Below are 20,973 nucleotides of genomic sequence, written 5' to 3'. Positions count from 1 at the left end.
TAAATGAGTGAATGATTGAATGGGAGAATGAATGAATATTTCGAATGAGACGCTTGTTCTCTCATTCACTCATTCACTCATTCAAAATTAAATTTACGCTTTCAGCGCTTCGATGATGCTTAATTTTGACATTCTGAGCGCTGGTAAAACTCCTGAGAGTAATCCAAAAATCAGACAGACTATAACGCTGATTGAAAACACGGCAAGATTGATTGTAAGGTCAGCGTAAGCAATCCAGCCGCTTGCATTGATGATCTGAATAAGTGTGAATGTCAGGATCAGTGCAATAACGCCTCCAATGAAAGTGATAAAAATATTTTCAACAATAAATTGCCACATCAACGTTTTTACCGGAGCTCCAAAGGCTTTCCTGACACCAATTTCAGAAGCTCTTTCTAAAATTCGCCCGACATTTAAATTCACCAGATTAATTGCCGGAAGGCCCATGAGCATGAGTACAATAAATACGATCACTCCATAAAGTATATTTTTCAATCCCGGACCTCCGTTTAAAATTGAGGTTATAAAGTTTTCCAGATATGGATCACTTCTTACTTCAAGCAAACCATATTTAAATCCACCCTGCTTACCTGGCAACGGAATTTTCCTGATATTACTCTGAAATTCACTTTGGACTGTTTTAAGATCTGAGGGATCTTTCGCCAAAACCATTGCTATAAAGTTACCTACCATACCGCTATTCTGGTAATTACTTTTAGGTGCGGTGTAAGGAAAATAAACATCCGCATGAGTAAACGGTCGCGTTATTGGACTACCTTTAACAACACCGATCACTTTGTAATTAATATTTTCAATTTCAATACTTTTGCCAACAACCGGCTCATCAGAATTGGAAAAATAATGCTTTTTAAAGTCGTCGGTGATTACGGCTACATAGTCGCCGTTTGCTATATTCTGCTCATTATACGGCTTTCCCTCAATAAATTTAAAATCCGAAACACGCCAGAAATCTGCGTCAGAAAAAGTGATGTTTAGCTTAATTTTCTGAGAACCAACATAAGCGTTTGATCCGTTGAAGTATGAAAAAATCGTGACCCGCTCAGCTGTTTTAAGAGTTTTTGCATAATCTGTCAGAAATCTAAAACTCATAGAATTGGACATCATCGATTGCCGGGCGGAATCCTGCATAACGATTCTTTCAATATAAAGTGTCCTGTCTCTTTTTGTCTCGGGATAATGCGCTCCAATTAAATGATCAAGAAACGAAGTCAAAAGCATAAGCACAGTCAGCGTGAGACTTATCCCAAATAAGGTAATAAATGTATAGAAAGGATGCCGCAGCAAAACCTTCCAGGCGATTTTTATATAGTTCGAGAGCATGATGGGGAATTTTGAATGAGTGAGTGGGTGAATGATAGAGTGATTGAATGAGTGAATGAGAGAATGTGGCGGGATCCTGATTTTTGGACATTATTGAGTTTTGATAACAGAATGGGTAAGTCGTTGTGTTAATTAAAATGTCTCAACTATCCACACATTCTATCATTCACTCATTCTATCATTCAAAATTAAAGTACCTGCGTTCCGTCGAATAAACGGATTAGTCGGTGGGTTCTTTTTGCCATGGCATCATCGTGGGTGACCATGACGATCGTTGCTCCGCTTTCGTTCAGGGATTGTAAAATGTTGAGAATCTCGTTTCCCATCGCACTGTCCAGATTTCCCGTTGGCTCATCGGCTAGGATTATTTCCGGTTTTCCAACAATCGCCCTCGCAATAGCTACCCGTTGTTTTTGTCCACCGGAAAGTTGTTTGGGAAAATGTTTCATCCGGTTTGATAAACCTACTTTTTCAAGCGCTTCTTCCGCCAGCTCTCTTCTCTGTTTTGCAGTTGTTGACCGATACAGCAAAGGAATTTCCACGTTATCGATAACAGATAGATCATTAATTAAATGGAAACTTTGGAAGATAAAACCCAGCATCTTGTTTCTTAAAGGCGCGACGGCTTTATCCTGATAACTTTCAACCTTCTGTCCGTCTATCTCGATAATGCCTTTGGATGGCGCGTCAAGCAAACCGATGATATTAAGCAAAGTACTTTTTCCGCAACCGGAAGGCCCCATGATCGATACAAATTCACCTTTTTTGACATTTAAATTAATGTTATTCAATGCTAGTGTTTCTATCGAACTTGTCCGGTAAACCTTCTCAACATTTTGAAGTTTTATCATGGCAGTGTTAAAATTGATAATGGTTGATAATATGATTTATGGCTAATAGTTAATCTTTTGTTTCTTTTCAAAATCGTATAAAGTAAGTAAACGCAGCGTATAATACGTTTGCCAGTAATCCCGTAAGGCCAGAATATAATCTCTTTTTGCCCTGTCTTTCTCCTGCATAGCAATACCCAGATCGGTCACACTTAAATTGCTCAGTATAAACCGGTCCTGCGCAATTTGATACCGGTTTGCCGCAATCTGATCGGCAAGTTTTGTTAGTTTCACCTGTTTCTGCAACATTTGCAAAAGTGTTACCTGTGTGAAAATTTCCTGCTCAAAGGTAAGTTTATCTTGTTCCACCGACTGTTGTGCGAATTCCTGATTCGCTCTGGCCACCTCCGTTCTAGCCTTATTTCTTCCCCAGGTCATGATCGGTAATGTAAACTGCAATTCTACAAACTCGCGATCTTGCGGTTTTATATAAATATCACCCGGCCTTGGTCCCTGATTTGACAACCCAAACGTGGCATTCAACGATGCATTCAGCCCATTTTCTTTTTTTGCAGAAACCAGGTCACGCTCAGCTTCCAGCAATTTCCGGCGAAAGGTAATGGCGTCGGCCCGATTGGCAAAGGCTTCATCCAAGGCCATTTGAGGGTTTATTTCAAACGCTTCAAGTTCCACCGGCACTTCCAATTCCAGCTCCCGTTCATCCCGTGAACTCAAAAACATCTTCAACTTTAATGTCGATACTGCCGCAGACTGCTGCGCTGAAGCCAGATCTTTTTGCGCAGTCAGAAGTCCCATTTGAAGTTGTAATAAATCATTTTGGGATATCTTTCCAAGTTCAAGCTTATGTCCGGCTATCTTGTACAAAGTGTCATTGTTGCTTCTGTTTTTCTCTGCAATCTGCAAATTCACCTGCGCGACAAGTAGATCAAAATACAGCCCTGTGGCATCCAGCGCAACCTGTTCAAGATCTCCAATGTATTTTTGGTTTCCTTCCTGAAATCTTAACGGCTCTATTTTTCTATCCCATTTCATTTTATTAAAACGGAACAAAGGCTGGCTGATTCCGAATTCGAAAGGAATTCCGTTATAACGCGTGGCATCTCCGGCAAAATCATCAAAACGCTGCATCTGTTGCTGAACATAAATGGTTCCTCCCGTCGGTGCTATTTTCTGTTCCAAAGAAAGGCTGACAACCGAATTGTTATAAGAAACAGATTGAAACGAAACCGTGCCGTCGGGTTGGACAACCTGAATATACGAGTTCGTAAATCCGGGCACCGTACCGTTCAGGCTCAGTTGCGGTTTAAAATCAGCCAGGAACGACCTGTATTGCCAGAAATTGGTTTTCTTCGATGTCACAGCCTGCTTGGACGCGACTGATTGTTCCCTGGCTTTCTGCACCACCTCAGACAAGGACAACTTTTGAACCTGCGCCTGACAGAGCGACATTTGAAAAATGAATAAAAGAACGTAGAAATATCTCATGTCCATGGTTATTGCTTAATTGAGATTTCCTCCATATTTTCCAACTGGCTCATATCCGTTATTATTACGGTTTCACCTTTTTCCAAGCCGCTTTTTATTTCAACAAAATCGAAGTTGGAGAGCCCTACTTCAACTTCCCGCCGGTAAGCAATTCCGTTTTTAAATACATAGACAAACTGTTTTCGTTTTCCATTAAAAGTTGGCCCGTTCGCTACACGCAGCGTATTCGAACTGCGGTTGGTGATGATGAAAACTTCCACTTTCATATTCGGTCGCAGCGATTCATTTTTTGCATTATCAAGCTGCACTTTGAATTCTATAATCCCATTTTTGATCGACGGCTTCACCTGTGTGATGGCTCCGCGCAACAGCGTTTCGTTTAATTTGACAATAACCGGCAGCCCCGTTTTGACCTGATCAGCATATACGTCTGAGCACGAACCATCGATCCGAAAACTTCCCAGATCAGCCACTTTCGCCAGCATTTCACCTTCACTGACCGACGAACCGATATTCTCATTTACCCAGGTCAAAACCCCCTTCCGGTCCGCTACGATATCAGCCATTTTTAATTTGTGCTGTAACTCTTTCAAATTATTTCCTTCAATCTGCGCGCCAAGTTCTGTTTCTTTCAGACTGGCACCCATGGATTCACGGTTATAGTGCAGATCATTTTCAAGCTGGCGTTTTTCCAGTTCTGCGATTTTCAATGCGTTTTCTGCCCGCGTGATGTCTTCTCCGGTACCGCCGCCAACTTTCTGCAAGCGTTTGGCATCTTCAAAATCAGCAAGAAGTTTGTTGATATTAAGTGATTTTATTTTATCATTAATCTCAGCATCAAACAAATTCTTGTTGAGCTTCATCCGTAACTGTTCAATGCTGTTACGTTTTAATGCCAACTGATCTTTAAATTTCTCTGATTCAATTTCAGTAAGTGATTTATCAAGATCGACAATGGCTTGTCCGGGTGAAACGGGTGTTCCGGGTGTTAACAAAATCCTTCGGATACTGGCGCGAATAGGACTTGTAATAATCTGTTCATAAGCAGGAATTATTTCGCCGGTCGCTGTCAATGTATTTTCGACATCGCCAACCTGTACAATTCCCGTTCTGATTCTTGAAGCCTCTATGGTGCCTTGCAGCGATCGTCTAAGAAAAAAGACTCCTGAAATTAAAATGACAACGCTTAAAATTCCGATAACCCAACGGCGGCTTTTTTGTTTCCTGACATATTCCGGTTCTACTTCCCGATCCATTTTTGCAATCTTTAAGATATAGACAATTTTCTTTCATGGCTAACTATATCTTTTGTCTTACAACTTTATGCCAAAATTCAATTTATTGATTTACAGATCATTGTATTTATTTTATAAACAAAAAACCGTGCGATTATGCACGGTCTGTTTGTTTTCGAACTTTTGAAAATCTGAAATTCAGGTTTTCATCTTTTTCTTTTTAGCCGCAGGGAAAAGTATATTGTTTAAAATTAAACGATAACCTGCCGAATTAGGATGCAAATTCAAATCTGTCGGCTCCTCACCCACCCGATGCTGATAATCCTCCGGATCGTGTCCGCCGTAAAAAGTAAAAAAGCCTTTTCCATGCGTACTGTGAATATACCTCGCTTCACCGGCAGCCTTATTTTCTGCAAGCACAACAACTTCCGGTTTTACAAAACGATTTTTAAATGCAGTCGTCTGGCCTAAAAAACCTTTGATGATGGTCTGATGATTTTGCGTCAGCATACTCGGAACCGGATCCCATTTTGCAGAAAACTGGAACAATGAGAAAAAATCATTCGGCTCCGAAAGCCCCCGCTCCTCCGGCTGATTGTCTATATCTGAAAACTCGATTTCATACGGATAAGGAATCGTTTTGAAATTCTGGAAGGCAAAAGTATTTCCATAATTCAGCTTCGAGTTTGCAGTCGGATCGGCTGGCGTGCCATCGTACATTGTCTCCACAATATCCACACCCTCAGCAGCCAGGGCGATATCGAATGTATCTGTTGCATTACACATTGCGAACATAAACCCGCCGCCCGAAACAAATTCCGATATTTTTTTTGCGACGGCCAGCTTCATCTGAGGCACGTTTGAAAACTGAAATTTCTCGGCAATACCTTCGGCCTCGCGCTTTTGCTCACGATACCAGGGATAATCTTTGTATTGAAAAAACTTGCCAAACTGCCCGGTAAAATCTTCATGATGTAAGTGGAGCCAGTCGTATTCCGGCAATTTTCCTCCCAGTACTTCGTCGTCGTAAACTACGTCATAAGGAATTTCAGCGTAAGTTAAAACCAACGTTACGGCGTCATCCCAGGGCAATTTTGATTTGGGAGAATACACAGCAACTTTTGGTGCTTTTTGCAATTTTACTGCATCCATATTCACATCCTGGGCACTGATCTGGCTTAATATCTGGCTCGCCTGACCATCAGAAATCACTTCAAAACTTACGCCGCGAACGGTCATTTCCGAAGCGAATTGCTGGTTGTAAGCCACCATGAAACTTCCCCCACGATAATTTAAAAGCCAGTCCATTTCCATTTCGTAACTTTTCAATATCCAGTAAGCGATGCCGTATGCCTTCAAATGGTTTTTCTGAGATTCATCCATCGGAATCAGTAGCCTGTTACCCAGACTTTGGGCAGAAATCGCTAAAAAAATGATAAACGGAGCAAAGAGCCGTACCATTGGTTTGATTCTTTCACGCATCATGTGCAGCTTTACAAATTAATAAAAACAGAATTTCTTTATCCTGAAATCAGGTTTTAAAGATCTTCTGCTACCCTATAAAATTCCAGGATTACCGATTTTGAAGTCGACAACTGAAAAGTTTTCCTCAGACTATAACGAAAGATACACTTATCGAAGCGCATTTTTTGCCTGAATAAATGTAATTTTATTAAATATGGCACGTAAAGCATCATTATACAATGAATATTAAAGAAAATGTAGACGAAGGCCTGCGTTCCATTCAGTCGAATTTACTGCGTACTGTACTTACTGCATTGATTATTGCGATCGGTATTACGTCGCTCGTCGGCATTTTGACAGCCATTGAAGGTATTCAAAATTCTGTAAACAGCAGCTTTGCCGATCTTGGGGCGAATACGTTTACAGTCCAGAACCGGGAGCAAAATAATTTCCGGTCAGGAGGCAGGAGAGAAAAACGTTATCCTGTCATCGACTACCACGAAGCAAGTGAATTTGCCGACCGGTTTCGCGACGATTTTAAAGCGACGGTTTCACTTTCTGCCAATATTGGCGGTGCCGTTCAGGCAAATTATCGTTCTAAAAAAACAAATCCAAACAGTTCTGTGATCGGTGCAGATGAACAATATCTGGCGATCAACGGATATAAAATGGATTTTGGAAGAAATTTAAATAAAAACGACCTCGAAAATTCCTTGAACGTTGCAGTTCTGGGACAGGAAATTGCCAGAAATCTTTTTGACCAGCTTGATCCGGTGAACAAAGAAATTACGTTCATGGGTTCCAAATATAAGATCATCGGCGTTCTGCAAAAGAAGGGTTCTATGGGCGGTGGAACGGATTCGGATCGAGTGATCATTATTCCTCTGGCCAGCGGGCGCGGACTGGCAGCAAACCGTGCGCTGACATATAACATAACGGCCTCGGCTCCCAGTATTTCCGACGGCGAAATGATCCTTGAAGAAGCCAGAGGACTGATGCGCCGTGTGCGGGGCGATAAGTTGGGCAATGAAGATTCATTCGTCGTGGAACGGGCGGATGCTATGGCCAAGGATTTTGAGAATATTTCAGGATATCTGAGGATCGGAGGATTTGGAATTGGTATCATTACACTGCTCGGTGCCTCGATCGCCCTGATGAACATTATGCTAGTGTCCGTCACGGAACGCACGCGCGAAATTGGTATAAGAAAATCGCTCGGAGCCACGCCGCAAGTAATCCGCTTTCAATTCCTGATTGAAGCGATTGTAGTTTGTATCATCGGTGGAATCGCCGGATTATTTTTAGGAATAATCATCGGAAATGTGATTTCAAATTCCATCAGTGAAGGCAGCTCTTTCGTGGTTCCCTGGCTTTGGATGGCTTTGGGAATTGCAGTCTGCATCATTGTCGGTGTACTTTCAGGAATTTATCCAGCCATAAAAGCCTCACGCTTAGACCCTATCGAAGCGTTGCGTTATGAATAGGAAAATTTATTCAAATTTTTAGTTGTCAAAATTTGGATAAACTAATTTTCTCGCTACTTTTGCACTCCCAACACAACACAATGCCCGGATGGCGGAATTGGTAGACGCGTTGGTCTCAAACACCAATGAGGTTACACTCGTGCCGGTTCGACTCCGGCTCCGGGTACATTTAAAGAGCGCAATGATTGAAAGTCAATTGCGCTCTTTTTGCGTTATTGAGTTACGCATTGTTTTGTTACGCCTTCTCAAACGTGATCAATACTTTTTAAAGAAAAAACAGGTTTATTCTCGCCGTCAATTTTGGTTGTTACTGTTTTTTCAAATGTAGCGATACAATTTAGGTTCAGAAAATCATCAAATTCAGCAGCCTCCTCTTCGCTTACAGATGGATGGATAGGACCATGTATTAATTTATCGGTTGAATCTAAAAAATCAAAACTCCATGTATCTAATAAAATACCTCTAAATTTTCCGACAATTTGTATATCTTCACTATCAATCGCAATTTGCGATATTATTTCAAATGCTAATTTAACTTCCTTTTGTGAAAAGGTAGATGTGATATGCCCTGTTTCGATCTTAACTCCGGCATCACTTTTATCTAAAACTCTGAAGAATTTCTTTAAGGCAGATAATTCTCTGGGTGCAGAGTTTTTAATTTGCTTTAAGAATGCATTTTTGTCTTTGCTTGAAGCAATTAACTCAACTACCTCTTGCAACGAATCTGCTAAATGTGATTCGTGATATATATGTTGATTGGTAAGCTTCTTTAACTCCACCCCAAATGAACCTCGAGGCAAAGCAGTTAAGTATAGTTTTGAATCATGCAAATCTTTCATCTTGCCTTTTTTCTGAACTTTACCTTGCCATTTTTTTGCAACTCTTGCTGTTACAAGTTGCTGGAAAGGCGAAAGTGCCGAGCTTAAAAAGTTTGTTTCTATTCCAGCAGACCCTATTACTGGTGCTCCATAAAAATATAGCAAAGCCTTTGCCTCGGGTTCTTCATTGTCCAATTCATCTAACTGTTTGTTTAAATCTTCAAGCTTTTTCGTCATTGAATAAGCCATTATTCGGCTTTTCCCGACTTTTGAAAGTAAATCTTCGGTAGATGCAATTTCATATTTTAATCGATCCTTTTCGCTGTTAGTGATCATGATTGTAAATTTTGCATATATACTAACGCGTCTTCGTCTTCATTTGGTGTATTTATTTCCAGCTCTAAAATTCCTTTCCAAATCCCAATCCTATTATGTGTAAATAGCATTGTCCAATATTTCACCGCATACAATGTAGAAAGTGGATCAGCATCAATCTCCACAGGATAATGATCTACTTTATAATTAAGTTTCGATATGATAGGATCCTGGAATTCAGGCATATTTTGCACAAAATTATCAAGAAAATTTGGGGTGTAGCCAAAAAAGAACGTAATAACATCAATATCTCTTGGAGCTCTTTGCTCGAGAATCTCTATATTTTCAACAAAACTACCATCAATCCATTGAAATGCACTGCCTTGCATTCCGAATTGCCGAATTGCTTTTCTAAAGTTAATAAATTTTGTCAATATCTCAATCCTCTCTTTCGAAGTAGCAAACTTTTGAACCATATCAAGGGTTGTGCAAACGTATGGGGATAGGTCAGATGCAATTCTTGGATCGCCCTTATGCGGCGGTAGAACGTTATTGTAATCAAAATCAGGAATCACACGGGAAAGTTTTAGTTAGTCGTAAGGGTCTATTTGTTATGATCGAGTATTATTTCTACTCACTGCTTTTCAAATACGAATGTCTCAGAAAGCGTCACATTATCCGAATGCGTGGTTTGTTTCAGATTAACGTTTAGATTGTTACCGCTAACCACGCCAGCTATGTATAACTGCGTCTTTTCTTTTACTCCATCGAAGGTAAAATCCACTACCTGATCAACTTTAAGCCTTCCCGAGTTTATTATTTTAATACCAGTAATCGTTCCCGAGAACGGATCCGAAGGTTTGTAACCATTAGGATTTGAACCAATGATTTTTTCTACGATTTCGTGCTTTAAGATCACTTCATTATCTGAGCTCTTCGTAATTGTCCATACAACCGTGTATTCTGAATCGACCCCTAAAAATCTGTCTACATGTACGAAAAGATATTTCCCTGTAACAGTGTCCGCTATATCGCCATCAGGTTCTGGAGGCTTATTACAGGAAATGAAAAGAAGAATAAATAACAGAGCGTAGAGGATTTTTTTCATGTTGGCGTTGAGTAGTAATTAACTGTAAAAGCTGTCTCGGCTTCCGATTTACTTAGCCATAACAGACGGCAGCTTTGAAGTAATTCTACAACTATTAAAACGACCAAAAAAGATAAACCTATTTAACGGTAAAATTCAAATTATAGAAACATATATCGTCGTCATCGAACTAAAAAAATAGAGAGTTCCAATCAGAACTCCCTAAACGCAATATTCACCTTTGCTCAAACAAGACCAATAAGGTAAATAAACTATCCACCTCTCCATCACCTCATTCCAGCACCAAACTAGCAACCGTTGTCATTTCAACACGAGCGAGTTTAGGCAAAGCAGCGACGGCAATGCAGGTGCGGGTCGGAAAGCGGTCTTTGAAATATGTCGCGTACACGAGGTTCAGTTCATCAAACCATCTCATATCCGTCAGGTAAATAGTAATACTGACAACATGTCCAAAAGTAAGCTGATGCTCAGCCAATATATTCTCGATGTTAATTAACACTTGTCTTACTTCGTCGGCAAAGGAGGTATTCACCAGTACACCGCCGGACGTGCCTAGCTGGCCTGAAATAAATAAAAATCCATTCGCAACCAATGCCTTTGATATAGGCACCTGGGGTTTTGTCTCTTTTGAATTCATATGCATTATTCTTACTTATTACTTGAATGAAATTGCTACACGCAATGAACCATTAAAGTCGCGGTTTTACAAAAGTTACTTCTAAACAACACCAAACTGATCCGTGCACCTCACTTGTCCTTAATTCTCCAAAATAGAATTAAAACCACTATTCTTTCCGCGTGGAAATCACAAAACATCAAAATTCTTTTTGGAAGCCGAGTACCAATTTTCTAAAAACTCCTGGTTTTTCCATGAAAACCAGACCAGTTTATTTCTGCCTTTCAGTTCGAGTTTGTCTGCAATGCGTCCGCGGTAATTTTCAACACTTTTGGGTTCAACACAGATTTTGGCAGCAATTTCAGGCGTAGTCAGCCCTTTTGATAAATGGATAATTACTTCCCATTCGCGTTTAGTAAGCCGCATCAGAAATGCCGGAGGTATAGGCGTGTCGTTGTTAAAAGATGTTAGGGTATTTGTAGAGATTATTGTCATATTATTTGCTGAGGAGAGTTGTAAATCAAATGTACAGTAAGGTTACAAATTCTACGAATATTAGCCTGAAAATCGTAGAATAATTTAAAAATGAGGGGTAAATACTCCAAATAATGAGGGGTTTGATTTAGGTAGTATTATTTTTTCTATAAATAGTTTTACAGAAAATATTACTGGGGTAATAAAATTTACTTTTTACTGATCGAACTCCCTCTATGTCCTCTATGCAAATGCAAACTCCCTGGGTGGAATCCCCGTTTTTTGAAAAAGAGTTAAAAAACGCCAACCTTGATCCGGAAACTGCCGCAATGGTAAAATTTTATTCCGAAAACGGGTATGTCATTATTGATCCGCAGATCGATGATGAGCTCATCGAAAAAGCATTGTCTCAGATCAAGCCTGAATTTGAAAAGCATAATACCAACCGATTGCAGGATGCCTGGAAGGATCATGAAGCAGTTAAGCAAATTGCTGTTGCGCCTCGTGTGATCGAAATTCTCGAAATATTATATAAAAGAAGGCCAATTCCTTTTCAAACACTGAATTTTTCAACGGGCAGTCAGCAGAGAACGCATAGCGATTCCATCCATTTCAACTCTGTGCCGGAGCGGTATATGGCTGGCGTCTGGATAGCGCTGGAAGATGTGCATGACGGAAACGGCCCGCTGCATTATTATCCTGCCAGCCACAGGTTGCCATTTTATGATTTGTCCATTTTGGGAATGAAAGGCTCGACGAGCTCGTCCATTGAAGATATGCTCGCAAATTATTACAACAGATACGAGGATTTCATTGAAGAACTGGTTGCGCAGAAACACCTGGAAAAGAAAGTTCTGAATCTTAAAAAGGGGCAAGCACTGATATGGTCGGCCAATTTGCTTCACGGAGGTGAAAAAATTACAATTCCCGGCTCCACCCGATATACACAGGTGAATCATTTCTATTTTGAAAACTGTGCATATTACCGGCCCATGAAAACGGATATGGCACTGGAAAGAATTTCAATTCAAAAGGTAACTGACATTTCAACAGGCAAAGAAGTTCAGAGCACTTACCTGGGAACACCCATAAAATATGTTGGTTATTCTTATAAAATGTACTTACCGGGCACATTGATGAGGAAAATCATCCCTTCAAATTTCCGCCAATGGGTTCAGAAAATGATCAATAAATAAGACGCCACTCTCCTACCAATTTACAGCAACCTTTAATGAATAAATATTTATTTTCACTGGATTATTTAAGAGGATTGGCAGCAATTGCTGTTTGTTTATTTCATTTTACTACAAATCTTGATTACCTCGAAAATGATGATCCGATCAAACATTTTTTCAGTTTTGGTCATTTCGGAGTGCAAGTCTTTTTTATTATATCAGGTTTAGTAATCCCCTACTCGATGGCGAAGGGGAATTATACAATTCAAAAATTTTCAACATTTTTCAAGAAACGACTGATAAGAATAGAGCCTCCATATCTGTTCTGCGTTTTTCTGGCGTTGCTATTAAATTTTATCACAACGTTGACTCCCTTTTATGTAGGAAAGCCATTCGAAATCGACTATGCTCAGGTCTTCTATCATTTTGGATACCTAAATATTTTCATGGGTAAGGATTGGCTAAACCATGTATTCTGGACGCTGGCAATTGAGTTTCAATATTATTTGCTTATCGCGCTGATATTCCCGCTGGTCAGTCATAAAAAGTCTTATGTCTGGATAACTACGCTAATTCTTTTCAACGCAGCATCATTTTACCTGAACAGGAATTTTGTTTTTAATTTTTCCATATTCTTCACAACCGGAATATTATTATATCGCTATTTCTCAGGAATTTCAGGAAAGTTGGAACTAACCCTGACCCTAATTACCGTGTTAGGATTTCTGTTTTTCAGGTATACCTATGAGGAGATTATTGTTGTTGCGTTTACAATAACCGTAATATTGATTCCTCTAAAACCGACGCTGTTCAGTACTTTTTTTGGAAACATTTCATACTCACTATATCTATTTCATACACCAGTTGGTGCGAGGCTCCTGCATATTACCCGTAGATTTTCAGATTCCGAATCATTACGACATGCTATGATTATCGTCGCCTTCCTTTTTTCGGTAATCGTTTCCTATTTTTTGTATAAAATGATAGAAAAACCCTTTAAAAAGTTATCTCAGAAAATCAAATATAGTGATGTGGAGCAAAATGAGATACCAACTTTGGCTGCTCAGCCGGTTTCTTAAATTTCCGAGTAAAAAAGATTTAAAGTCAGAGTGACATTATTTAGGTTTTATTAACAAGTATACCCGTTATCGCACTGTTCTTTTTTAGTTTATTAAGACGGATTGCATTTTACAGATTTTATCCGTCTTCATAAACCCTATTCTAAAAAGCCATGCATAAAAGTCACTACTACTTCGGGATTTTCTTTCTGTCACTATACGTTTTCATGTGTATTTTTGAGAATTTGTTCCATCTGAGTTTTGGTAAACAAACTTATCAATTACCTTCCTTTTTAACTGGTTCGGATTTAAAGGCTTAGTCCATACCTTGTCAACAATTTTGGTTGTCAAGTATCTATATTCAAAAAATTACCGGTTTGCTTTTTTCTTCGGGCTGGCGCTCTGCATCGTCTTTGTTTTCGACTATGCGCTTATATACTGGATGCAAATGTTCAGAGCATTGGTAAAATTTTACATTCCTGTCTATTCCTTTGTGTTATTCACTGCGGCACTATACGGTTTATGCCTTCTTTTTTCCAAAGCTGCCGAACGTCCATGGCTCAAAGCAGCGGGAGCTCTCACAATCCTGCTTGTAATACTTATAGGAGCTGGCATGATTACGGCGTCTCGGTCGCTGGATTTTGACGTAAATATATTTTTGGAGAAATTAATGCAAGTAACGACTTGGCTATCAATACTTCTTCCAATTTTCATGATTTTGAATTTGGTCAACGAAGTCAGGCACCAAAAGGTTATTAGTATTTCGAAGAATCTGTTTACTTATTTAATGAGTCTAATTACATTTTCAACATCACTTCTGGCGATTTTTCTTGCACAAAATCTTATAAAAGAACGCTTGCTAAGCCAGGAATCTTCCGGAGTGAATCAACAGGAATATTCCACCGCTCAGTTATTTGAAGAGCGGACTTTTACAGACAAAAGAGGAAATAAAATCCGGTATCGATTTATGAAACCGGTTAATTACGATCCTAAAAAAAAGTATCCTATCGTTGTTTGTCTTCATCATGGTGGAGCTCATGGATCAGAAAACATCAGGCAAGTTGAAGGTTCCGAGGCACCTTGGTTGGCAAATTATGAGAACAAACGAAAGTATCCTGCATTTCTCTTTGTTCCCCAGTGTCCAAAAGGTCGAAGCTGGCTGGATCCCATAATCGCGTCAACTGTCTTTGAAGCAATGGCTGCCCTGGAACTCGAATTTTCCATCGATGTCAAGCGGCGTTATGTTATGGGTATATCAGGAGGAGGTTACGGTTCATGGCACTTTGCCAGCGTACATCCGGAAATGTTCGCAGCTGCGGTACCCATTTGCGGAGCTGGAAATACAGGCTTCGCCAGTAAGTTGGTTAATGTAGGAATCTGGGCTTTTCATGGCGAAAATGATGCCCTTGCACCAGTGAGCGGATCAAGAGACATGATCGCTGGTATAAAAAAAGCCGGCGGAAAACCCCGATATAGTGAGTTCCCCGGTGCTGGTCACGACATCTGGAAAAATGTTCACAGCACACCTGGTTTACTGGACTGGCTATTTGCGAACAGGCGAGAGTAGCTCACAGTTCAATATGTAAGTGCCAGGCCGCATTATACCCAATGAAGCAAGTAGCTCGCCAATAATTCACCCACTTCTTCAAGCCCTCCTACTCCTTCGGATGTCCATGTCTTTTTACCACATAACTAAACTGGTCCATCACGCCATTTTTGATCAGGAAACTTTTACTTAACACTACAAAGAAGTGCACATCTCCCAGCGCATCAGGAACCATCAGATGATCTCCAACCCTCGGCAGATTCCATTTATAAAACTCCACTTCGAATTGGTTGATATCTTCCTTTTTTGTGTTTGATGTGATCTCTGTATCTTCTACGAACAAAACTGATACGAATTTTTCCATGACTTTATTTCTTGTTTGTTAGTGGAATGTATGAATTGCCTTTTGCAGGAACAGGCAAGAATTATTCCACCTACCCATTATTAGAAAGGCGCTGTGTTTTCCATACGAGAAAACACAGCGTCATTTCCTAAATCCGACTCATTATTTCACCACAGTAGCTTCCAGCTCAACTTTCAGCGTCTCAAAAAGACTGGTAACTTCCAGCATTGTAGTCGCTTGTTTGATATTGTGCTTTGCGATCCAGCTCTGAAAAATGTTGAAATGTGGCCAGAGTTCTGCGGTTGATGTGGTATAAATATTCAAACGGACTATCCCGTTACAAGCAAATCCAGCTTCGTTGATAACCTTTTCCAGATTTTGCAAAGCCTTGATTAATTGAGATTTCATATCTTCGTCACTCGATATTCCATCATCGTCAATCGCTGTTTGTCCGGAAACATACAATGTACTTTCTACATTTTTGACCTCCACGGCTTGCACATAACTGCGCTGATCCTGCCATTTCCACGGATTCGTTATTTTCTTTTCCATTACTATTTGCGTTTGAGTTCGTGTCTGTGAAGACATTTAAATTTACTATGCAAAGTTCCGGATAAGGGCTGAAACTAGGTATTGACAATCCGCACGATTACTGTGTGAGGTATATCACACTACGAAGAAAGCCTGCTCAGCGTTTCGCGGGAAACTCCCAGATAAGCAGCGAGGAGACTTTTTGGCACGCGTTGAAAAAGGGCAGGATATTGTTCCAGAAGCTGTTCATAGCGCTCCTGCGAATTTGATGTCAGCGAGGAAATGATGCGCCGCTGCGCTCCGAGAAAACCAAAATTCGCTTTTTCAAGAAAGAAACGGTTCATTTTTGGAACATCGTTACATAACTTTTTATAGTCGCCAAGCGTAAGACATAACACCTCCGTATCTTCCAGGCATACTAGTGACATCGTCGCTTCGGTCTGGGTGTAAAACGCGTAAAAATCACTTTCCCACCAATCTTCCATCGCAAAAGAGACGATGTGCTGTTTGACAGTATCATCGGTGTAAACCAGTTTCAGAAGTCCGGATACCACAAAATAATGATATTTCACAGCTTCGCCTTCCTGGATAAGAAATTGGTGTTTTTTGTATTTTTTACTGATAAAATGACTGGCAACAAATGCGAATTCATCGTCCGTGAGTGGTACTATTTTTTCAATATGTTCTCTTAATATTTGATGCATAAGAATTGGTATGCCCGGATTTTACAGTTGTGGCTAATAAACTATTTGGACTTCTTACAGTGAAATGACTACTAGGAAACAAACAATTTTCAACTTCCGATCCACATCTTCACATAAAAACGGGAATAAGTGTCGCTTATTTAATTGCTGACCACCTATTCCCGTCCAAAGCCTGCATCAGGCCTTACTTCAAATATTCAGAATAAATTAAAACGTATTCATACGATCATGAATTTAGCATAAAGACTGCGCGTCATATCCTGGCTAAAAGCCTATTTCGAATTTAGCAATAACGTAGTTTCTTTAATTTTTCTCCTGCTTACTGCTACCTCTTTCCCGCCCGCAAGTTTCAGGAAACGATCATCATCGACTCTTGAAACAATGAAATCAGAATTGATAATATAGGCCTTGTGGACACGTATAAAGTTCTTTTTTAAATGTTGCGATACCAATTTCAGCGTTTTACTGACCACAAAACGCTGACCTGATTCGGTGTGAATGATGGTATAGTTTCCTAAACCTTCAAGCAAAGTGATCGTTTTGGGTGGTACGATAATACTTTCGCCTTTAAGGTGTACTACAACATCTGTTTTCCTAAGTGTAGGTTTTTTACTGATTTCTTCTTGGTCATTTAACACTTTCATTTTAAGCTTTAAGTTTGTTCAGCTAATACATACGCAGAAAAAGTAAATTTCGATTAAACAAAAAAGGATTCGGATATTTCCGAACCCTTTAAACATTTTACTCAACGTCAATAAGAATAGCCTCAGAAGGCTGAGACCGTTTCAATGATACCTCTTCAATGCTCATTCGAGCAGGTAATCAATTAAAAAATCAATCCTATGCCTTTTAGTTAAGATCGAAGGATATAAAATGGGGAAGTGGGAAAAGAATGAGTATTTAGAGACGCAGTTGAAGAGATTGCGACAACCTGAACGCTCTGAAAACATTTCCGGTTTGGGTCAAATATCCGGGATTATACTATGATTTGCGTCTTCATTTCGATTGTAATATTTCTTTTTGCAGCACACTTTCTACAAAAAAAATACCGGATTTTGAGAGCCGGTATTTTTATGCATTGCTTTAAACTGATAGCGGAGGATTAAATTGTAATGCAAGTCTAAAAAATACCGTTAGATAATTAAAGCTAAACTTATTTAGCGGTAAAGACTTTGGATCATACCTCCAATGAGATAATCGAATTTTATCGAGAACTATATTCGTAACGTATTGATTGATAAACCTAATTTTGCAATTTATGCTAATTAGGATACATTTAAAATCTTCTAAAAATTAATTCAGAATAAATATTAAAAATTGACTTTTTGCCTTGAAATATCGACCTTGATTCTGGCCAAGATAATTTCGAATAAATGCAGAGAGTATGCTAACTTTCAGCAATGCTAATGAACCCTCTTTAAGCAGCCAGCCAAAGCTGACAAATTTTACATAGTATTTAACATTTCAAGAGGACAAATAAAACCCGGCGACAGTACCAGATAAAAACCAGGACGGAACGGAATCGCTCAGACCAGCTCGCAGCTATTTTCGCTAAAAAATTTCACCTCACCTGTTTTCTCATTTCTACATTTCACCTTACCCGTAAACTTGACCGTTGCTCCTTTTTTTATGTTCTCGTGTTCCAAAATAAGCCAGGTATCGGCATTGTTTTTAACTTTTACACGGACACGGTCATTGTATTTTTGAACAGGCATAACTTTCTTTTTTGATATATGGGGATCAAAGTAAGGAAATAATCAAGAAATAAACTACGGAAAATGACAACAAAAAAGGAGACAACAGCCTCCCTTTCCTCTTCTCAAACATTATTTTCTGTTACTTCGACGAGCATATATTCATCAATTTGATTCCAGGAATATCGATAAATGATACCGCGTGGAGCTTCGATGAAATCGCTTCCTTCGGCATCGCGATACCCTGGACGCCATTGATGCGTATTCTTAATCCTGAATTTGACAGTAGAACCAGGCTTCGGCAAATCTTCTTTCGTAACGATCTTGACTTTCATAATTTACCTTATTTGGTATTCCTGAAAGTTACGACAATTTAAACTTGCATCCGGTTAATACCGAATTTCAATTATTTACATGATACCTATTGAACAAAACAAAGTCTTTCAATTTGTCTCCTGTTTATATAAAATATTTATAAAATCCGGAATCGTTCTAACAACTTGAATCCACCCGATAAGGTATATACGTAACAGCAGTCTAATATTGCTCCTTTTGTGCTACTAAAATTCATAAATTTAAAATTTACGGCAAAGAAGAGGAACTTGTATCATGTCAACGTTCATAATTAACTAAGTCAGGAGCGGGCGACAAACACCTGATTATTAAAAACCGGTGTTTTTACGCGGGTGCACGTTCTTTTTTACGCTGACAACCTTGACATCTTTCGCTCTATCATCCCGGTTTGTTTTATTCTATATTCAGCTCCTTTTCATATATTTAGTATTGAAAATTCAACTTAATGAATTGAATTATCCTGCCTAAACCGTTTTCTAAAAATTTTCTTAAATTTTATCAGCATTATGAAATTAAAACTTCTGCTATGTACCTTGGCGCTTGCCAGTGTTCATTACAAATTGGTAGGCCAGGCATTCAACAACTTTCCGGTAACAACGCAGAAACCGCCGCTGCATGGGAAACACTGGATGGCTATTACCGGAAAACCATTAGCTGCAATAGCGGGAGCGATGATTTTCTCAAAAGGTGGGAATGCCATTGACGCGTCCTGCGCGATGCTGGCATCCACTTGTACAATGTGGGACGTATTAAGCTGGGGCGGTGAAACGCAGGCGTTAATCTATAACCCCAAAACAAAAAAGGTGATAGCGCTCAATGCGATGGGCGTTGCACCAACCGGAGCTACCGCGGATTTTTTCAAAAACAAAGGAATGAAATATCCCCCTGACCTTGGTCCTCTTGCAGCAACTACACCGGGAACCGCCGGCGGTTTGATGACGATGCTTGCTGAATATGGCACCATGAGCCTGAAACAGGTTCTGGCACCAGCCATGCAACTTGCCGAGGGATATCCGATTGAAGCACAAACTGCAAATTCCATCGAACGGGGAAAAGATAAAATCAAGCAATGGCCGTATTCAAAAAAAGTCTTTTTGCCACATTTGGGAGAAAAAAGAGAGGCGCCGGATGCCGGAGAAGTTTTCGTTCAAAAAGATCTTCTGGCGACCTTGCAGAAACTGGTTGATACAGAAACTCAGGCTTTGAAAAAAGGTAAAACCAGGAAGGAAGCGATTTATGCGGCTTACGACCGTTTTTACAAAGGTGATATTGCGAAAGAGATTGCTCGTGGCTGTCAGGAACAGGGCGGGTTGATTACGGAACAGGATCTTTCGAACTGGAAAGTTAAAATTGAAGAACCACTCATGACCACCTATAAAGGTATTGAAGTGTACAAGATGCAAGCCTGGACGCAAGGCCCTGTCATGTTGCAGGCTTTGAATATGCTGGAAAATTTCGACCTGAAAAGCATGGGCTACAACTCTTCAAGATATGTCCACACGTTATACCAAACAATGAACCTCGCTTTTGCCGACAGGGATTATTATTATGGTGATCCTGCGTTTGCTCCTGAGGAACCGATGAAAGGATTGCTTTCCAAAGAGTACGCGAAGGAAAGAATCAAACAAATTAATTGGGAGAAAAACGATCCGAAAACTATGCCGGGTGATCCGTATCCTTTCGAAGGAAAAACGAATCCTTATACGGATCAGATCAAAAACTGGGGAGTTAAACAGGTTTCACAAAGGAATGTGAACGGACTTGATGAAAAATTTATGGAAGAATTTACGGCAGGCACAACCTCTGTGGAAGCAGCCGACGAAGAAGGATGGGTTGTTTCAATCACGCCGAGTGGTGGATGGGTTCCTGCTTGTATTGCAGGAAATACCGGCGTGGGATTAAGCCAGCGTATGCAGTCCTTTGTTCTGGATCCTAAGGAAAATCCGTTTAATGTTGTCGAGCCAGGAAAACGTCCGAGAGTAACTCTAACGCCTAGCTTGGCACTGAAAGATGGTAAGCCATTTTTATCATTTGCTAAACAAGCGGGCGACGAACAAGATCAGTTGTTACTTCAATTCTTTTTGAATATTGTAGAATTTGACATGACCGTTCAGGAGGCAACCGAAGCACCAAGTTTTAAAACATTACAGATGTATGCCAGTTTTGGAGATCACGAAAAAGAGCCGGGCGGATTAATTCTGAATGAAGCCATGCCAGACTGGACCAGGAAAGAGTTGTCAAGAATGGGTTATAAAAATTCATATCAGCCACGAACCAGTGGGCCAATTAACGCCATTTATTTCGATTGGATCCACGGTACCCTCTGGGGCGGTTCCAGCAATCATGGAGAGGACTATGGAATTGGCTGGTAATCTAA

Annotated in this window: 21 protein-coding genes and 1 tRNA gene; 6 read left to right on the top strand and 16 right to left on the bottom strand. The window is 39.9% G+C overall.

What is annotated here, in order from left to right; translation table 11 throughout:
- Positions 1-93 precede the first annotated feature (93 nt).
- From L0657_RS12725 to L0657_RS12705, 5 genes are all read right to left on the bottom strand, one after another.
- Complete coding sequence (locus L0657_RS12725) at positions 94-1,341, bottom strand: ABC transporter permease (RefSeq protein WP_235151174.1); 1,248 nt, start codon at positions 1,339-1,341, stop codon at positions 94-96.
- 188 nt (positions 1,342-1,529) lie between these two features.
- Positions 1,530-2,192, bottom strand: a complete 663-nt coding sequence (locus tag L0657_RS12720; RefSeq protein ID WP_235151173.1) for an ABC transporter ATP-binding protein — start codon at positions 2,190-2,192, stop codon at positions 1,530-1,532.
- 42 nt (positions 2,193-2,234) lie between these two features.
- Positions 2,235-3,683 carry a TolC family protein gene (locus L0657_RS12715; protein ID WP_235151172.1) on the bottom strand — a complete coding sequence of 483 codons (1,449 nt, stop codon included), beginning with the start codon at positions 3,681-3,683 and terminating at the stop codon, positions 2,235-2,237.
- A gap of 2 nt (positions 3,684-3,685) precedes the next feature.
- Positions 3,686-4,933: an efflux RND transporter periplasmic adaptor subunit gene (locus L0657_RS12710; protein ID WP_235151171.1), complete on the bottom strand. Its 1,248-nt coding sequence runs from the start codon at positions 4,931-4,933 to the stop codon at positions 3,686-3,688.
- 177 nt (positions 4,934-5,110) lie between these two features.
- The gene (locus tag L0657_RS12705; protein ID WP_235151403.1) at positions 5,111-6,373 is read right to left on the bottom strand and encodes an asparagine synthetase B; all 1,263 of its coding nucleotides are present in this window, start codon (positions 6,371-6,373) and stop codon (positions 5,111-5,113) included.
- Positions 6,374-6,615: 242 nt separating this feature from the next.
- Between L0657_RS12705 and L0657_RS12700 the strand changes: the two genes are divergently transcribed.
- Together L0657_RS12700 and L0657_RS12695 are read left to right on the top strand one after the other, a co-directional pair.
- Entirely contained in the window at positions 6,616-7,860 is a 1,245-nt protein-coding gene (locus L0657_RS12700) for an ABC transporter permease (protein ID WP_235151170.1), read from the top strand.
- 82 nt (positions 7,861-7,942) lie between these two features.
- Positions 7,943-8,026: transfer RNA gene (locus L0657_RS12695), tRNA-Leu, on the top strand.
- Between the two features lie 79 nt (positions 8,027-8,105).
- Here the strand turns inward: L0657_RS12695 and L0657_RS12690 are convergent.
- From L0657_RS12690 to L0657_RS12670, 5 genes are all read right to left on the bottom strand, one after another.
- Positions 8,106-9,014, bottom strand: a complete 909-nt coding sequence (locus tag L0657_RS12690; protein ID WP_235151169.1) for a hypothetical protein — start codon at positions 9,012-9,014, stop codon at positions 8,106-8,108.
- Positions 9,011-9,568, bottom strand: a complete 558-nt coding sequence (locus L0657_RS12685) for a DUF6932 family protein (protein ID WP_235151168.1) — start codon at positions 9,566-9,568, stop codon at positions 9,011-9,013. Before L0657_RS12685 ends, L0657_RS12690 begins: the two co-directional genes overlap by 4 nt.
- A 59-nt stretch (positions 9,569-9,627) precedes the next feature.
- Positions 9,628-10,101 (bottom strand): hypothetical protein, encoded by a 474-nt coding sequence (locus tag L0657_RS12680; protein WP_235151167.1) that lies wholly within the window; start codon positions 10,099-10,101, stop codon positions 9,628-9,630.
- Positions 10,102-10,372: 271 nt separating this feature from the next.
- Positions 10,373-10,738, bottom strand: coding sequence for a Rid family hydrolase (locus L0657_RS12675; protein ID WP_235151166.1), 366 nt, complete (start codon positions 10,736-10,738; stop codon positions 10,373-10,375).
- Positions 10,739-10,906: 168 nt separating this feature from the next.
- Entirely contained in the window at positions 10,907-11,212 is a 306-nt protein-coding gene (locus tag L0657_RS12670) for a response regulator transcription factor (RefSeq protein ID WP_235151165.1), read from the bottom strand.
- Positions 11,213-11,427: 215 nt separating this feature from the next.
- Between L0657_RS12670 and L0657_RS12665 the strand changes: the two genes are divergently transcribed.
- The 3 genes from L0657_RS12665 to L0657_RS12655 all read left to right on the top strand — a co-directional run bounded on the left by L0657_RS12665 (position 11,428) and on the right by L0657_RS12655 (position 14,991).
- Positions 11,428-12,387, top strand: a complete 960-nt coding sequence (locus L0657_RS12665) for a phytanoyl-CoA dioxygenase family protein (protein WP_235151164.1) — start codon at positions 11,428-11,430, stop codon at positions 12,385-12,387.
- Between the two features lie 35 nt (positions 12,388-12,422).
- Positions 12,423-13,445, top strand: a complete 1,023-nt coding sequence (locus L0657_RS12660) for an acyltransferase (RefSeq protein ID WP_235151163.1) — start codon at positions 12,423-12,425, stop codon at positions 13,443-13,445.
- Positions 13,446-13,752: 307 nt separating this feature from the next.
- The gene (locus L0657_RS12655) at positions 13,753-14,991 is read left to right on the top strand and encodes a hypothetical protein (protein ID WP_235151162.1); all 1,239 of its coding nucleotides are present in this window, start codon (positions 13,753-13,755) and stop codon (positions 14,989-14,991) included.
- A gap of 88 nt (positions 14,992-15,079) precedes the next feature.
- Here the strand turns inward: L0657_RS12655 and L0657_RS12650 are convergent, their stop codons facing one another.
- The 6 genes from L0657_RS12650 to L0657_RS12625 form a co-directional block, all read right to left on the bottom strand.
- Positions 15,080-15,334, bottom strand: a complete 255-nt coding sequence (locus L0657_RS12650) for a hypothetical protein (RefSeq protein ID WP_235151161.1) — start codon at positions 15,332-15,334, stop codon at positions 15,080-15,082.
- Positions 15,335-15,475: 141 nt separating this feature from the next.
- Complete coding sequence (locus L0657_RS12645; RefSeq protein ID WP_235151160.1) at positions 15,476-15,865, bottom strand: RidA family protein; 390 nt, start codon at positions 15,863-15,865, stop codon at positions 15,476-15,478.
- Positions 15,866-15,984: 119 nt separating this feature from the next.
- Positions 15,985-16,548 carry a Crp/Fnr family transcriptional regulator gene (locus L0657_RS12640; RefSeq protein WP_235151159.1) on the bottom strand — a complete coding sequence of 188 codons (564 nt, stop codon included), beginning with the start codon at positions 16,546-16,548 and terminating at the stop codon, positions 15,985-15,987.
- A 272-nt stretch (positions 16,549-16,820) separates the two neighbouring features.
- A complete protein-coding gene (locus L0657_RS12635; RefSeq protein WP_235151158.1) occupies positions 16,821-17,192 on the bottom strand; it encodes a LytTR family DNA-binding domain-containing protein in 372 nt (123 codons plus the stop codon).
- A gap of 882 nt (positions 17,193-18,074) precedes the next feature.
- The gene (locus tag L0657_RS12630; RefSeq protein WP_235151157.1) at positions 18,075-18,263 is read right to left on the bottom strand and encodes a hypothetical protein; all 189 of its coding nucleotides are present in this window, start codon (positions 18,261-18,263) and stop codon (positions 18,075-18,077) included.
- Positions 18,264-18,367: 104 nt separating this feature from the next.
- On the bottom strand, positions 18,368-18,577 hold the full coding sequence (locus tag L0657_RS12625) for a hypothetical protein (protein ID WP_235151156.1): 210 nt from the start codon (positions 18,575-18,577) through the stop codon (positions 18,368-18,370).
- Positions 18,578-19,102: 525 nt separating this feature from the next.
- On the opposite strand from L0657_RS12625, the gene L0657_RS12620 reads away from it, so the two are divergent.
- Positions 19,103-20,968 carry a gamma-glutamyltransferase family protein gene (locus tag L0657_RS12620; protein ID WP_409015045.1) on the top strand — a complete coding sequence of 622 codons (1,866 nt, stop codon included), beginning with the start codon at positions 19,103-19,105 and terminating at the stop codon, positions 20,966-20,968.
- The last annotated feature ends 5 nt before the right edge of the window (positions 20,969-20,973 follow it).

Origin of the sequence: Dyadobacter sp. CY345 (genome assembly GCF_021502725.1) — a bacterium.
Classification (GTDB): domain Bacteria; phylum Bacteroidota; class Bacteroidia; order Cytophagales; family Spirosomataceae; genus Dyadobacter.
This window is presented reverse-complemented; position numbering and strand designations above follow the sequence as displayed.